The sequence below is a fragment of the Bradyrhizobium sp. WBOS08 genome (assembly GCF_024585125.1).
GTDB lineage: Bacteria > Pseudomonadota > Alphaproteobacteria > Rhizobiales > Xanthobacteraceae > Bradyrhizobium > Bradyrhizobium japonicum_B.
This window is the reverse complement of record NZ_CP028988.1, coordinates 4,762,245-4,776,743: the sequence shown is the minus strand read 5'-3', so window position 1 is coordinate 4,776,743 and position 14,499 is coordinate 4,762,245. Positions and strand designations below refer to the sequence as shown.

Here is a 14,499-nt window from a genome sequence, read left to right as displayed (position 1 = left end):
CACCATTTCGGAACACCACAGCGGATTCTTTGACGCCATGTAGCCGTGAGCGGAGTCGTATCTCAGAAGGCCGACTTTACAAGGCGCTCCGAGAAACCGGCACTCCCGAGTTCGAGACGGTCATGCGCATCATCGGGGCGTTGGGCCTGACATTGTCAGCGCAACCACGACAAGCGGACGGACATCAAAGCACTCTCGTGCAGCCTGAGGGAACCCGCCGCACGACCTTCCAGACGTGACCGCGGTGACGGCCTCCGCTCGGTTCAGAAGTCTGAGGAAGTGGATATAGAGAGCTGATGTGATATCGTTTCAATCCCACCCCAAGACTACGAGGCAGGGAGAGAACCCGTGCTCAACCGACGCAGCGTCCTGCTTGCCTCCCTTGCCGCCGGAGCCGCCATGACCAACAGAGCCCACGCACGTGCGGCGCAGCCCGCGACGCCGGTCAATTTCGACGTTCCCGCGCACGCCTGCGACTGCCACACCCACATCCATGGCGATGTCGAAAAATTCCCGTTCTTCGCAGGCCGCGTCTATACGCCAGAGCCGGCAGGCCCTGAAGAAATGGCCGCGCTGCACAAGGCGCTGCATATCGAGCGCGTGGTGATCGTCACCCCGAGCGTCTACGGCACCGACAATTCCTCCACCCTGTTCGGCATGAAGGCACGCGGCGCGAGCGCGCGCGGGGTCGCCGTGATCGACGACAAGATCACCGAGGCTCAGCTCGATGCGATGCATCAAGACGGCTTCCGTGGCATCCGCCTCAATCTGGCGACGGGCGGCGTCAACGATCCCAATGTCGGCCGGCCGCGCTTCACCGCCGCCGTCGAGCGCATGAAGGCACGCGGCTGGCACGTGCAGCTCTACACCACGCTGGCCATGATCGCAGCGATCAGGGACCTCGTCGCGGCGGCGCCGGTGCCGGTCGTGTTCGACCATTTCGGCGGGCTCGAGGCTTCGCTCGGCCTGGAGCAACCCGGATTTTCCGACCTGATCGCGCTCGTCAAGTCCGGCAAGGCGTATGTGAAGATCTCTGGCGCCTATCGCTCCTCGAAGCTCGCACCCGACTACCAGGACATGGTGCCCTATGCGCGGGCTCTGATCGCGGCCAATGCGGACCGCATCGTCTGGGGCACCGACTGGCCGCATCCGGATTCCAGCCGAGTCGAGGGACGCAAGGCAACCGACATCGCGCCGCTCTATCAGATCGACGACGGCCGCCTGCTCAACCAGCTGCCGGTGTGGGCGCCGGATGCGGAGATACGCAAGAAGATCCTGGTCGACAACCCGGCACGGCTGTACGGGTTCTGACGCTCAGCGCCCGCGGCGCGAGAAGAACGAGATCAGGACCGGCAAGGTCACGAGGATCACGACCGGCGCCAGCATCATGCCGGTGACGACGACGACCGCGAGCGGCTTCTGCACCTGCGAGCCGATCCCCTCGGACAGCGCCGCCGGCAGCAGGCCGACGCCGGCGACGATGCAGGTCATCAGCACCGGCCGCAGCTGCAACTCTCCCGTGCGCACCACCGCGGTCATGCGGTCCATGCCTTCTTCGATCAGCTGGTTGAACTGCGACAGGATGATGATGCCGTCCATCACGGCGATGCCGAACAACGCGATGAAGCCGATCGCCGCGGAGACGCTGAAGGCCGTGCCTGAAATCAACAGACCGAGCACGCCGCCGAAAATCGCCATCGGGATCACGCTCATCGCGAGCAGCGTGTCGATCATCGAGCCGAAATTGAACCAGAGCAGCACGCCGATCAGCGCCAGCGAGATCGGCACCACGATCGACAGCCGCCGGATCGCGTCCTGGAGATTGCCGAACTCGCCGACCCATTCCATGTGCGAGCCGGGCGGCAGCTGCACCTGCTCCGCGATCTTCTGCTGGGCCTCGCCGATCGCGCTGCCGAGGTCGCGCTCCCGCACCGAGAACTTGATCGGCAGATAGCGTTCCTGCTGCTCGCGATAGATGTAGGCCGCGCCCGAGACGAGGCTGATGTCGGCGACCTCGCTGAGGGGAATCTGGGTGACGCTGCCGTTCGGCCCGGGCGCGCCGATCCGCAAATTCTGGATCGCCTCCGCGCTCCTGCGATATTCCGGCGCGAGGCGGACAATGATCGGGAAGTGACGATCGCTGCCGGGCTCGTAGAGGTCTCCCGCGGTGTCGCCGCCGATCGCGACCTTGATCGTGGCATTGATGTCGCCCGGCGCAAGGCCGTAGCGCGCGGCCTTGGCGCGGTTGATGTCGATCTGGATGGTCGGTTGCCCGAGCGAGGTGAAGACCGCAAGGTCGGTGACGCCCTGCACGGTGGCCAGCACCTGCTTGATCTTGTTGGCGGTGTCGGTGAGCGCCTGGAGGTCGCTGCCGAACAGCTTGATCGAGTTCTCGCCCTTCACGCCGGAGACGGCTTCGGAGACGTTGTCCTGGAGATATTGCGAGAAGTTGAACTCGACGCCGGGGAAACGATCGTCGAGCTGCTTGAGCAACTGCGCGGTCAGCTCTTCCTTGTCGCGGGTGCCGGGCCACTGGCTCACGGGCTTGAGCGGCGCGAAGAACTCGGCGTTGAAGAAGCCGGCGGCATCGGTGCCGTCGTCGGGACGGCCGTGCTGCGATACGACGGATTCGACCTCGGGCCGGGCGCGGATCAGCTTGCGCATCTCGTTGACGTAAGAATTGCCTTCCTGGAGCGAGATGGTCGGCGGCAGGGTGGCACGGATCCAGAGATTGCCCTCCTCCAGCTTCGGCAGGAATTCGAGGCCGAGCAGCCGGCTGAGCGCCACCGTCATCAGCACCAGGCCGGCCGCGCCGCCGAGCACGATGTTGCGATTGGCGACCGCCCATTGCAGCAGCGGCGAGTACAAGCGGTGCAGGATCAGCATGACCCTGGTCTCGGTTTCCTCGACATGCGCCGGCAGGATGATCGCGGACAAGGCCGGCGTGACGGTGAACGTCGCAAGCAGCCCGCCGGCCAGCGCATAGGCATAGGTGCGCGCCATCGGCCCGAAGATGTTGCCCTCGACGCCCGACAGCGTGAACAGCGGCAGGAACGCCGCGATGATGATCGCCGCGGCGAAGAAGATCGAGCGCGAGACGTCGGCGGCCGCGCTGAGGATGGCATGGCTCTTCATGCCGAACGTCGTCTCGGGCGACATAAGCCCGGCTCCCGAGATCGGCGTCGTATGCGTCAGGCGACGGAAGATCGCCTCGACCATGATCACGGTGGCATCGACGATAAGGCCGAAATCGATCGCGCCGACCGACAGCAAATTGGCGGATTCCCCGCGCAGCACCAGGATGATGACGGCGAAGAACAGCGCGAACGGAATGGTGGCGCCGACGATCAGCGCGCTGCGGAGATCACCGAGGAAGATCCACTGCAGCAGCACGATCAGGACAATGCCGACCACCATGTTGTGCAGCACGGTGTGGGTGGTGAGCTCGATCAGGTCGCCTCGGTCGTAGATGCGTTCGATGCGCACGCCGGGCGGCAGGATGCTGGAACTGTTGATTTGCTGGACGAGCTGGTGGACACGCTTGATGGTCGGCGAGCTCTGCTCGCCGCGCCGCATCAGGACGATGCCCTGCACGATGTCGTCGGCGTCGTCGAGGCCGGCAATGCCGAGGCGCGGCTTCTGGCCGACGGTGACGGTGGCGACGTCCTTGACCAGCACCGGATTGCCGCCGGTCTGCGCCACCATGGTATTGGCGAGATCGTCGATCGAGCGGATCAGGCCGACGCCGCGCACCACCGCCGATTGCTGGCCGATATTGACGGTGTTGCCGCCGACATTGACGTTGGAATTGCCGACCGCCTGCAGCAATTGCGGCAGCGTCAGCCCATTGGCGACCAGCTTGTTGAAGTCGACCTGGAGCTCGTAGGTCTTGCTCTTGCCGCCCCACCCGGTGACGTCGATGACCCCCGGCACGGCGCGGAATCGGCGCTGCAGGATCCAGTCCTGAATGGTCTTGAGGTCGAGCACGCTGTAGTTCGGCGGCCCCACGAGACGGTAGCGGAAGATCTCGCCGATCGGGCTCAGCGGCGATATCTGCGGCTGCACGTTGCCGGGCAGCGGCGCAAGCTGCGCCAGGCGGTTCAAGACCTGCTGCAACGCCTCGTCATAGGTGTAGGCGAAGGAGAACTGAATCTTGACGTCGGAGAGACCGTAGAGCGAGATGGTCCGGATGGTCGTGATGTTCTTCAGGCCGGCGACCTGGGTCTCGATCGGGATCGTGATGTAGCGCTCGATCTCCTCCGCCGAAAGTCCCGGGCTCTGCGTCACGATATCGACCATCGGCGGGGTCGGATCGGGATAGGCCTCGATGTTGAGCTGGTTGAACGCGATGAGGCCGCCGATCAGCACGGCGACGAACATGCCGACCATCAGGAAGCGCCGGTTGACGGCAAGGGCGACGAGACGATCCATTCAGGTCTTCAATTTCTTGGGTCGTCGTCAGCTGCCGGACGCCGCGCGGTCGATGAACAGGCTGCCTTTGGTGACGATCTGCTCGCCGGGCTTCAGGTTGCCGGTGACCTCGACCAGGTTGCCATTGACGAGGCCGATCTTGATCTGGCGCAGCTCGACCGATTTGTCCTCGCGCGCGACCCAGACACGAACCTTGTCGGCTTCATAGATCAGGGCCTGTTTCGGCACCGCCGGCGCGGCGCGATCACCCGCCGAGTAGATCGTGACGTTGGCGAACATCTCCGGCTTGAGCAGGCCGTCCTTGTTGTCGATGGTGGCGCGGACCAGCAGGCGACGGGTGTTGGGGTCGATTGCGGCGGCGACATAGTTGATCTTCGCTGTGAGCGGACGACCCGGCAGCGCCATCACGTTGACGGTGACGTCCTGTCCGATGCAGACTGCAGCCGCATCGCTCTCGCGCACGAAGGCGGTGAGCCAGACGGTGGAGAGGTCGCCGATCACGAAGACCGGATCGCTGGCGCCGGAATTGACGTACTGACCGGGGCCGATCTTGCGCTGCACGACGGTGCCGGAGATCGGCGAATAGATCGTGATCTCCCGATCGATGACGCCTTTTTCCCGGAACGCCTTGATGGCCTCGTCGGTGAAGCCGAGGATGCGCAGCTTGTTGCGCGCCGCTTCCAGCGCCGTCGCCGAGGAGCGCATGTCATTCTGCGCCTGAACCTGCGTCGCTTCCGCCTGCTGATAATCCTTCAGCGGGATGGCATGGCCCTCATAGAGATCCTTGGCGCGCTTGAACTGGATGTCGGAGAGCTCGAGCGCCGACTTCGCCTTGTTCTGCGAGGTCATCGCCGCGATGAAATCGTTCTGGGCCTGCACCGTGTCGGCGGCCTCGATCGTGAACAGCGGTTGCCCCTGCTTAAGCGTCTCACCCGGCTTGGCGAGCAGCTTGGTGACGCGGCCGGCATAGGGCGAAAACACCGGCGTCGAACGGTCCTCATCGACGGCGACCTTGCCTTCGGTGACGTATTCGGCGCGGAAGGCGCGAGCCTTGACCGGCTCGATCGTCAGCGTCGCCCATTCGGATGGCGTCGGCGTGAAGGCCTGCGCATTCCTGCGCGACTGGCTGGAAACTTCGGAGTGCTTCTTTTGCTTCGGCCCCATAGCGAGGAAGCCGTAGGCAGCGGCGGCGGCGAAAGCTAGTAAAACTACGGACGTGATCAGCCGCTGTCTGAACACCAGCAGTCGCTTGGTATTTTCAACCACCATGAAGCCCGGCCGTGTCTGCGACGATCTCGGCAGATGTCTGCCTTGTCGGTTGCGCTAATAGTGCCGAACTGGAATTTCAAACAACCTAAAAAACGCTGGCGCCCTTCGGTTTGCGTAAAAAATATCGCGACCTGTCAGCTTCATGTCAGCTTCGCGCCGGCCAATGTGCCGGATGAGAGCCGAGCGGCATCGCCGGACGAGACCAATGCGCCGGCGTCGTCGACAGCAGCGCCGAATGGCGCACCGCCTTCAGCATGCCGAATCCGGATGGCATGCTCTCGATGAACGCAGCATGTACGGCCTCGCCCGCAAGATCCGGGGTATTCAGTCCGCCTTCGAGCCGACCGAGATTCCAGAGCCAGCGCCCGGTCTGCGCCAGCGATACACGCACGTGCCAACTGCCGCCGTCGCGTGCCTGGCGCATCTTGGCCATCATCGCGCCGAACGCCATCAGATAGCCGGTGGCGTGGTCGAGCATCTGCGCCGGCAATTCCTTGGGAGCATCGAGGCCGGCGGCTCGGCCCTCGGCGTGATTGAATCCGGTCGTGGTCTGGACCAGGGAATCGAAGCCGCGGCGCTCGGCCCAGAGCCCGGCATGGCCATAGGCCGACAGCGTCACGTAGACGATGCCGGGATTGATCTTGGCTGCATGCTCCGGCGAAAAGCCGAGCGCGGCAAGCGCTCCCGGGCGATAGCCTTGCGAGAAGATGTCGGCGTCCTCCAGCAGGTCGCGCAATTGCGCCTTGCCCGCGTCGGTCTTCAGCTCGATGAAGGTGGTTAGCTTGCCGCGGCCGGTATCGATGGTAAGCCAGTCGATGGCGGGCAGCGCCGGCCCCGATACCAGCAGCACATCAGCGCCGTGCGCGGCGAGCGTGCGGCCGGCGACGGGGCCTGCGATGACGCGGGAGAGATCGAGCACGCGAAGACCTTCGAGCGGACGATCGCCTTTGGGCCACGGCTTCGGCGGGGCTTCGCCGATTTTCTCGATCGAGATCAGCGGCAACTCTGCGAGCGCGCGCGCCTGCGGCAATGCAGACCATTCGTCGTAGCTCCGCATCAGCGCAACCACGCCGCCCGCCGCGTAAGCTGCCGTCTCGAAATCCTCGCCCCTCCATTGCATCAGCGCAGCCTGCACCTTGTCGCGCGCCGGCTCGCAACCGAGCACCTCGCAGACGGCGGCGCGATGATGCGGGAAATTGGTGTGGCAGCGGACGAAGCGGCCATCGCCGGTCCTGTAGACACCGGCGATCGCGTCCCAGGCCGGCGGCGGCGGCTTGTCGTCGAGACGCAGATGGCGCTCGGAGCGGCATTCGGCGACGGCGTGGCGCATGTCGACGGAGACGTCTTGCATCTGCCCGCTGCGCAGCCGCCAGATCTCGGCCGCGGCGAGGCCGGCGGCGGCGATCGTGGCTTGGCCGGCGACGGCCACGCGAAATGAAGAGGGAATTTGCGGCTCCTCGCCGGTCAGCCGCACGCGTTCGAGCGCGGCCGGATCGCCGCCGGCCGAGGTCCAGATATCCTTGAGGATATCGGCGGGGCTTTGCATGGCTGCTTCTCTCCCTTGCAGTTGAGCATGATCTTTCGGAAAACCGCTGCACACTTTTCCGGATCATGCTGTATTTTTACGACCATCCATCAGCACATAAGGGAATGCAATGGCCGCCATCGATCCCCTCATCGCAGGTGCCGTATTCATCGCGACGGCGGCCACCGACGCCGTCTACGTCATGTTCACCTCGGCCGTGATCGCGCGCAAGCGCATTCCGGCGGCGAACTGGAGCGCGGTCTGGTATCTGCTCTCCTCTTATGCCGTGATCAGCTACACCGAAAACGCATTCTACGTCGCCTTCGCGGCAATCGGCTCCTGGACCGGCGCCTATGCGTCGCTGACCTTCCTGCACCGCCCACCCGGCGGCCCGCCGGTGGGAGCGGCGCCGGAGTGAGGTGGGCGAGGTCTCTCTCCACGTCATTGCGAGCTCTTGCGACGAAGCAATCCAGGCTGTCGCCGCAGATGCATTTCTGGATTGCTTCGCTGCGCTCGCAATGACGAATTGATAGTTCAGCATTCCTGCCAAAACAGCTACTCTCTCTGCACCAACAAGAAGGACAACCAAACAATGGATCTCGGTCTCAAGGGAAAGAACGCCATCGTCCTCGGCGGCACGCGCGGCATCGGGCGGGCGATTGCGGCGACGCTCGCCGGTGAAGGCGCCAATGTCGCGGTGTGCGCACGCAATGCGGAGCAGGTTGCGGCCACCGTCGCGGAGCTGAAGGCGAACGGCATCAAGGCCAGCGGCGGGCCGGTCGACGTCACCGACGGCGCGGCGTTGAAGGGCTGGATCGAAGGCGCGGCGAAGGAGCTCGGCGGCATCGACCTGCTGTTCTCCAATGCCGGCGCAATGGCGCAAGGCGGCGATCCCGCGTCGTGGGAGCAGAATTTCCGGCTCGACGTTCTCGGCGCCGTTCATGCCTTCGACGCCGCGCGGCCGTTTCTCGAGGCGAGCGGCGGGAGAAACGGCGATGCCGCCGTCGTCATCATCTCCTCGATCTCGGCGGCGCAGGCCGACACGGCCAGCTCCTACGGCCCGATCAAGGCGGCGCTGATCCACATGGCCAAGGGCCTGGCGCGGCAATACGCCAAGAAGAAGATCCGCGTGAATGTGGTATCGCCGGGCACCGTCTATTTCAGGGGCGGCGTCTGGGAGATGATCGAGAAGAACATGCCGGAGCGTTACAACGACGCGATGAAGCGCAATCCGACCGGCCGCATGGCAACGCCGCAGGAGATCGCGAACGCGGCGGTGTTTCTGGCGAGCCCGGTATCGGGATTCACGACGGGATCGAATCTCGTCGTGGACGGCGCGATCTCGAACCGGGTGAATTTTTGAGGGGCGGCATTATCACTGGGGATCTCGTAGGGTGGGCAAAGCGAAGCGTGCCCACCACCTCTCACGAAGGCAAAGAACGTGGGCACGGCGCTGACGCGCCTTTGCCCACCCTACGGCAGCTCAGAATGTGGTGATAGCTCGCGCCACATCTCAATGAAAATCCCGCGACGGCGGCAGGATGCGGACGTTGCGGGGGTGGCGGATCTTCTGCGCCGGCATGTCCGCGAGCGCGCGAGGGTCTTCGTTGAGCGGCTCGACCAATGTGGCGCCTGCCGGCACCGGGTGCTGGCGGCTCAGCGCGTCGTTGGCGAGGCCGACCAGATCGTGCGAGCGGTCGATCATGCGCTGGGCGATGAGATGCGTCACCTTTTCGGGGCTGCTCTGGATATAGCCCTGGACCTCGATAAGCCGCGCGCCCATCACTTCCTTCCGGTACTGCTCCATGATCTTGGGCCAGACCACGACATTGGCGATGCCGGTTTCGTCCTCCAGCGTCATGAACACGACGCCGCTGGCGCTGCCCGGCCGCTGCCGCACCAACACCACGCCGGCGCAGCGGACGCGGCGCCGCTCGTTCTCATGATTGATCTCCTTGCAGGCGACGATGCGCTCGCGCGTAAACATCTCGCGCAAGAACTCCATCGGATGGCCCTTCAGCGACAGGCGGATGGTCTGGTAGTCCGCGACCACCTGCTCGGCGCGCGGCATCAGCGGCAGCGGCTTGGCATGCTCGTCCGGCTGCTCGCGCGCGGTGGCCGCCTCGAACAGCGGCAGCGGCACGTCGTCGGGCAGCCGTCGCACCTGCCACAGCGCCTCGCGACGGTCGAGCCCGAGCGAGCGGAACGCGTCGGCATCCGCCAGCAGGATCAGCGCCCGCTTGGGCAGACCGGTGTCGCGGGCAAAGTCCTCGAGCGAGGTGAAGGGACGGCGGTTGCGGGCGGCGACGATGCGGTCGGCCCAGTCGAGCACTCTTTCCATGTTGTCATTCCGGGGCGCGCCTCTTGGCGCGAGCCCGGAATCCATACTCCCGATCGGGGCTATGGATTCCGGGCTCGACGCTGACGCGTCGCCCCGGAATGACGACTGTGAGCGCTTCAGCCGCTCCTCGTCTTCATCCAGCCAGTGGAATCCATCGATCTGGCGGAAGCCAAGGCGGACGGCACAGTATTTGCCGCTCCCCTGCTCCAGCGTGTTTTGCGCAAAGCTGTAGGACACGTCGATGTCGCGGACCTCGACGCCGTTCTTGCGGGCATCGCCGACGATTTGCGCCGGGGCATAAAACCCCATCGGCTGCGAGTTCAACAAGCCGCAGCAGAACGCGTCGGGGTGATAATGCTTCAGCCATGACGAGATGTAGACGAGCTGCGCAAAGCTCGCGGCGTGGCTCTCCGGGAAACCGTAGGAGCCGAACCCCTTGATCTGGTCGAAGCAGCTTCTGGCGAAGTTGGGATCGTAGCCGCGGGCGACCATGTTGCCGATCAGCTTTTCCTCGTATTGGCCGATGGTGCCGACATTGCGGAAGGTCGCCATCGAGCGGCGCAGGCCATTGGCTTCCTCGGAGCTGAAATGCGCCGCTTCAATCGCGATCCGCATCGCCTGCTCCTGGAACAGAGGCACGCCAAGCGTCTTGTGCAGCACCTTGTAGAGCTCGTCCCTGTCGCCGTGCTCCGGCGACGGCGAGGGATAGCTCACCTTCTCCAGCCCGTTCCGCCGCCGCAAGTAAGGATGCACCATGTCGCCCTGGATCGGACCCGGCCGCACGATCGCGACCTCGATGACGAGATCGTAGAAGGTCCGCGGCTTCAGGCGCGGCAGCATGTTCATCTGGGCGCGGCTCTCGACCTGGAACACGCCGAGCGACTCCCCGGCGCACAGCATGTCGTAAACCCTGGGGTCGTCCTGCGGAACGCTCGCCAGCACGAAACGCTCGCCCTTGTGCTGGTCGATCAGGTCGAAACACTTCCTGATGCAGGTCAGCATGCCCAACGCGAGCACGTCGACCTTCATCATGCTCAACGCATCGACGTCGTCCTTGTCCCATTCGATGAAGGTGCGGTCGTCCATGGCGGCGTTGCCGATCGGCACATAGGTGTCGAGCCGATCCTGGGTCAGCACATAGCCGCCGACATGCTGGGAGAGATGGCGCGGGAATTCGATCAGCTCGGTTGCGAGCTCGACCGCGAGGTTGATCATGGGATTTTGCGGATCTAACCCGGCCTGCCGGACCTGCATCTCGTTGAGGCCCTTGCCCCAGCTGCCCCAGACGGTGTCGGCGAGCGCGGCGGTGACGTCCTCGGTCAGGCCCAGCGCCTTGCCGACGTCGCGAATGGCGCTGCGCGGGCGGTAATGGATCACGGTCGCGATGATCGCGGCGCGGTGGCGACCGTAGCGGCGATAGACATATTGCATCACCTCCTCGCGCCGCGAATGCTCGAAATCGACGTCGATGTCAGGCGGCTCCAGCCGCTCCTTGGAGATGAAGCGTTCGAACAACAGATCGACCTTGGTCGGATCGACCGAGGTGATGCCGAGCACGTAGCACACGGCCGAATTCGCCGCCGATCCCCGCCCCTGGCACAGGATGTTCTGGCTGCGCGCATAGTGCACGATGTCATGAACGGTGAGGAAATAATGCGCGTATTTCAACTCGGCGATCAGCGCGAGCTCTTTGTTGAGCGTCGCCCGCAGCTTGCCGTCGATCTGGCCGTCGAAATACTTCTCGACACCCGCCCAGGTCAGATCCTCCAGATGCCCCTGTGCGGTCTTGCCCGGCGGCACCGGCTCGTCAGGATATTGGTATTTGAGCTGATCGAGGGAAAACTCGATGGCGTCCGCAAACCGCATGGTCTCCGCGATCGCATCGGGGAAATCGCGGAACAGACGCGCCATCTCGCGCGGTGTCTTCAGGAACCGTTCGGCATTGGCTTCCAGCTTCCGCCCCACAGCCTCGATCGTGGTCTTTTCCCGGATACAGGTCAGCACATCCTGCAGCGGACGGCGGCCGGGATCGTGATACAGCACCTCGTTGGTCGCGAGCAGCGGCACCTTCGCCTTCATCGCGAGATCATCGAGCCGCGCCAGCCGGCGGCGGTCGTCGCCGCGATAGACCAGGCTCGCCGCCAGCCACACGCCTTCGGCGGGGCCCGTCTTCAGCTGCGCCAGAACGTCCAGCGCCTGGGCCGGGTCGAAGCGATGCGGCAGCGTCAGAATGAGCAGTTGGCCTTCGGAAAATTCCACGAGATCGGCGAGGCTGAGACGGCACTCGCCCTTCTCGATCCGCGTGATGTCGTCACCGCGCTTGCCCCGGGTCAGGAGCTGGCACAGCCGGCCATAGGCGGCGCGGTCGCGCGGATAGACCAAGATGTCGGGCGTGCCGTCGATGAAAACGATGCGCGCGCCGATCAGCAGCTTCGGCTTGCGCAGCACCTTGTCATTGTCGAGTTCCTTGTAGGCCCGCACCACGCCGGCCAGCGTGTTGTGATCGGCGATGCCGATCGCGGGAATGCCGAGCGCGCTGGCCTGATGCACATAGGCGCGCGGATCCGAGCCGCCGCGCAGGAAGGAGAAGTTGGTGGTGATGCCGATCTCGGCATAAGCGGACATATTCATGCGAAGAGACCGTGCACATACCAGCCGGGCGAGGTGGGCTTGCCCTCGCCATCGAACACTTCCCCCTCGTAAAGACCGTCGCGAAATATCCAGAAGCGCAGTCCCTCGGCATCCTCGATGCGGAAATAATCCCGCGTCAGCTGCTTGCCGTCCTGCCGCCACCATTCCATCGCGATGCGCTCGGGCCCCTCCACCCGCACCACGGCATGCAGCGCGCGGCGCCAGGTGAATTGATGCGGCGGACCATCCGGCACGGCCGCGAACGGCACCTTGATCGGCTCCGGCTTGTCGAACAGCCTTAAGGGACGCAGCGGCGGCTCGCTCTCGATCCGCGCGGGCCATTCGGCCTGCATGGCGGCAGCAAGATGATGCTGCGCCGGGGCGGCCATCACTGCACATTCGGGAATATGGGTATCCTCAGGCAGGTGCACGACGACGCGTTTTCCTCCGATGCGCGCGGCGATGCGATCGATCAGCGCGGCGAGCTCGTCATTGTCGTGGACATGGGCGTCGAGATCGCGCTGCTCCTGCACCACGATCTCGGTGCGGCTCGCCGACAGGCGCACCATGTCGAAGCCGAAGCCGGGATCGAGCGGATCGGCGAGCGCATCGAGACGCTCGCGGAACAGGCGGTCGATCACCGCGCTTTTCGTCACGGGACGTCCGGTCTCGACCATGATCACGCGCACCACGCCGTCGGTGCGGAAGAAGGCGGCCTCCAGCCGGTGCGCGCCTTTGCCCTGCTTCTCCATGGAGGCGATCAGCGTGTCGGCCAGGCGCGACAGCGTCATCGCGATCATGGTGTCGGTTGCGATCGGCTCGGCGAAGCGCTTCTCGACGATGTAATCGGGCAACGGCTTGCGCGGGCTGATCGGCGCATCGCCCTGCCCCAGCGCATGCGCGAGCAGCGTGGAGAACCGGGCGCCGAACCGCGCCGTGATCTCGCTTCGTGTGCGCGAGGCGACGTCGCCGATGGTCTTCAAGCCGGCGCGGCGCAGGCCCGTGGTGATGGCCTCGCCCGCACCGAGCGCGGACACCGGAAACCGCTCGATCGCCGCCGCCTCGCCGCCATCGGCGACGATGCTGCCGGATGCCTGCCGCGTCAGCGTACGCGCGCAGACCGACGTGCCGGCGATCGCCGCACCGACGGCAAAGCCCTGCCGCCCGAGCGCACGAACCAGCGTCGTGAACAGCGCAGCCTCGCCGCCGAACAGATGCGCGCAGCCGGTGATGTCGAGGAACAGCCCGTGCGGCGGATCGAGCGCCACCAGCGGCGTGAAGCGGTCGCACCAATCGGCGATATCGCTGAGCGTCTTGGCATCGGCCGCGACATCGGCGTCGAACACTTTCAAGTCCGGACACATCGCCCGTGCATTGGCCAAGGGTTGGCCGATGTACAGGCCGAGGCGCTCGGCGGTCTCGTCCAGCGCATGGATCACCAGCGCATTGTTGTCCTTGATGACGACGATGCTCGGATGCGTGGATTCACCCAGTCCGGCGCTGCCAAGAAACCGCTGAATCCGGTCGATGGGCAGGCGCGGCAGCCACAGGCTGAGAATACGTCGACGGCTCACTGAACTTGCACTCATCACAATTCCATTCCATGATCCACCGGCCGCAGGGGCCATGACGATTGCGCAAAAGCTCGGCATCGAAGCGCGGCGCGCCCCAAACGTTCCACACAGGTCCCGGCGGCGAATGCGCCGCGCGCAGCATCCATCGCGTCTCCGCGGTGGAAGGCAGCGGCTGCGCGGCCATGCGCAGCATCAGGCCGGTGACGCCGGAGCCTTGCGCGGCCAGCGTCAGCTTGCGGCTCGCCACCAGATCGAACTGCCTGGTCTCGCCCCAGAGCTCGAGCACGACGGCGCCCAGCGCGTCGCAGGCAAGCGCATCGGCCGAGATTCGCAGCGCGCTCTCGACATCGGCGGCGCGGACCATCACCACGCGGCGCGGATCGAGGCCGAGCTCTTTGAGCCCGCTCATCGACAGCGCACCGGTTTCCACTTCCGAAAAATCCTGCCGCACCCACAGCAGCGGCTTGCGTGCCGTCACGCGCCCCGCAAGCCCCATGACAAAACCCGTCGCGGCCACGCCCTGGCGCCCCTCGCAAAACACCTCGTGGATCGCCGCACGCGCGAGGCCGCCCTTCAGCGCGTCGTCGATCCCGCTGTGGCCGAGCGCCACCCGATCGTGCTGATGCACGATCTCCGCCGTCTCGATGCGCTCGATCTGGCCGCGCAAGATCGCAAGCGCGCTCATACGTGCGCCGCTCATGCTCGCCGCTCCTTCAGGAATTGGTGCC

The 14,499-nt window shown here is 65.1% G+C and carries 10 protein-coding genes; 4 read left to right on the top strand and 6 right to left on the bottom strand.

Annotation, left to right across the window (positions count from 1 at the left end):
* The first annotated feature begins 29 nt into the window (after positions 1-29).
* On the top strand, positions 30-239 hold the full coding sequence (locus tag DCM80_RS31310; RefSeq protein WP_373569363.1) for a DNA-binding protein: 210 nt from the start codon (positions 30-32) through the stop codon (positions 237-239).
* A 109-nt stretch (positions 240-348) separates the two neighbouring features.
* Positions 349-1,311 (top strand): amidohydrolase family protein, encoded by a 963-nt coding sequence (locus DCM80_RS22375; protein WP_257193727.1) that lies wholly within the window; start codon positions 349-351, stop codon positions 1,309-1,311.
* 3 nt (positions 1,312-1,314) lie between these two features.
* Here the strand turns inward: DCM80_RS22375 and DCM80_RS22370 are convergent, their stop codons facing one another.
* From DCM80_RS22370 to DCM80_RS22360, 3 genes are all read right to left on the bottom strand, one after another.
* A complete protein-coding gene (locus DCM80_RS22370) occupies positions 1,315-4,431 on the bottom strand; it encodes an efflux RND transporter permease subunit (RefSeq protein ID WP_257193726.1) in 3,117 nt (1,038 codons plus the stop codon).
* Between the two features lie 27 nt (positions 4,432-4,458).
* Entirely contained in the window at positions 4,459-5,700 is a 1,242-nt protein-coding gene (locus tag DCM80_RS22365) for an efflux RND transporter periplasmic adaptor subunit (protein WP_257193725.1), read from the bottom strand.
* A gap of 145 nt (positions 5,701-5,845) precedes the next feature.
* Positions 5,846-7,246, bottom strand: coding sequence for a CoA transferase (locus tag DCM80_RS22360; RefSeq protein ID WP_257193724.1), 1,401 nt, complete (start codon positions 7,244-7,246; stop codon positions 5,846-5,848).
* A 109-nt stretch (positions 7,247-7,355) separates the two neighbouring features.
* On the opposite strand from DCM80_RS22360, the gene DCM80_RS22355 reads away from it, so the two are divergent.
* Positions 7,356-7,643 (top strand): hypothetical protein, encoded by a 288-nt coding sequence (locus DCM80_RS22355; RefSeq protein WP_257177478.1) that lies wholly within the window; start codon positions 7,356-7,358, stop codon positions 7,641-7,643.
* A 174-nt stretch (positions 7,644-7,817) separates the two neighbouring features.
* A complete protein-coding gene (locus DCM80_RS22350; protein ID WP_257198009.1) occupies positions 7,818-8,588 on the top strand; it encodes an SDR family NAD(P)-dependent oxidoreductase in 771 nt (256 codons plus the stop codon).
* Positions 8,589-8,738: 150 nt separating this feature from the next.
* On the opposite strand, the gene DCM80_RS22345 is transcribed toward DCM80_RS22350, so the two are convergent.
* Genes DCM80_RS22345 through DCM80_RS22335 form a run of 3 tightly spaced genes read right to left on the bottom strand, consistent with a single transcriptional unit; the run spans position 8,739 to position 14,471 of the window.
* Positions 8,739-12,197 carry an error-prone DNA polymerase gene (locus DCM80_RS22345; protein WP_257193723.1) on the bottom strand — a complete coding sequence of 1,153 codons (3,459 nt, stop codon included), beginning with the start codon at positions 12,195-12,197 and terminating at the stop codon, positions 8,739-8,741.
* Positions 12,194-13,786 carry a DNA polymerase Y family protein gene (locus tag DCM80_RS22340; RefSeq protein ID WP_257193722.1) on the bottom strand — a complete coding sequence of 531 codons (1,593 nt, stop codon included), beginning with the start codon at positions 13,784-13,786 and terminating at the stop codon, positions 12,194-12,196. Before DCM80_RS22340 ends, DCM80_RS22345 begins: the two co-directional genes overlap by 4 nt.
* Positions 13,683-14,471 (bottom strand): ImuA family protein, encoded by a 789-nt coding sequence (locus tag DCM80_RS22335; RefSeq protein ID WP_257198008.1) that lies wholly within the window; start codon positions 14,469-14,471, stop codon positions 13,683-13,685. Before DCM80_RS22335 ends, DCM80_RS22340 begins: the two co-directional genes overlap by 104 nt.
* Positions 14,472-14,499 lie beyond the last annotated feature (28 nt).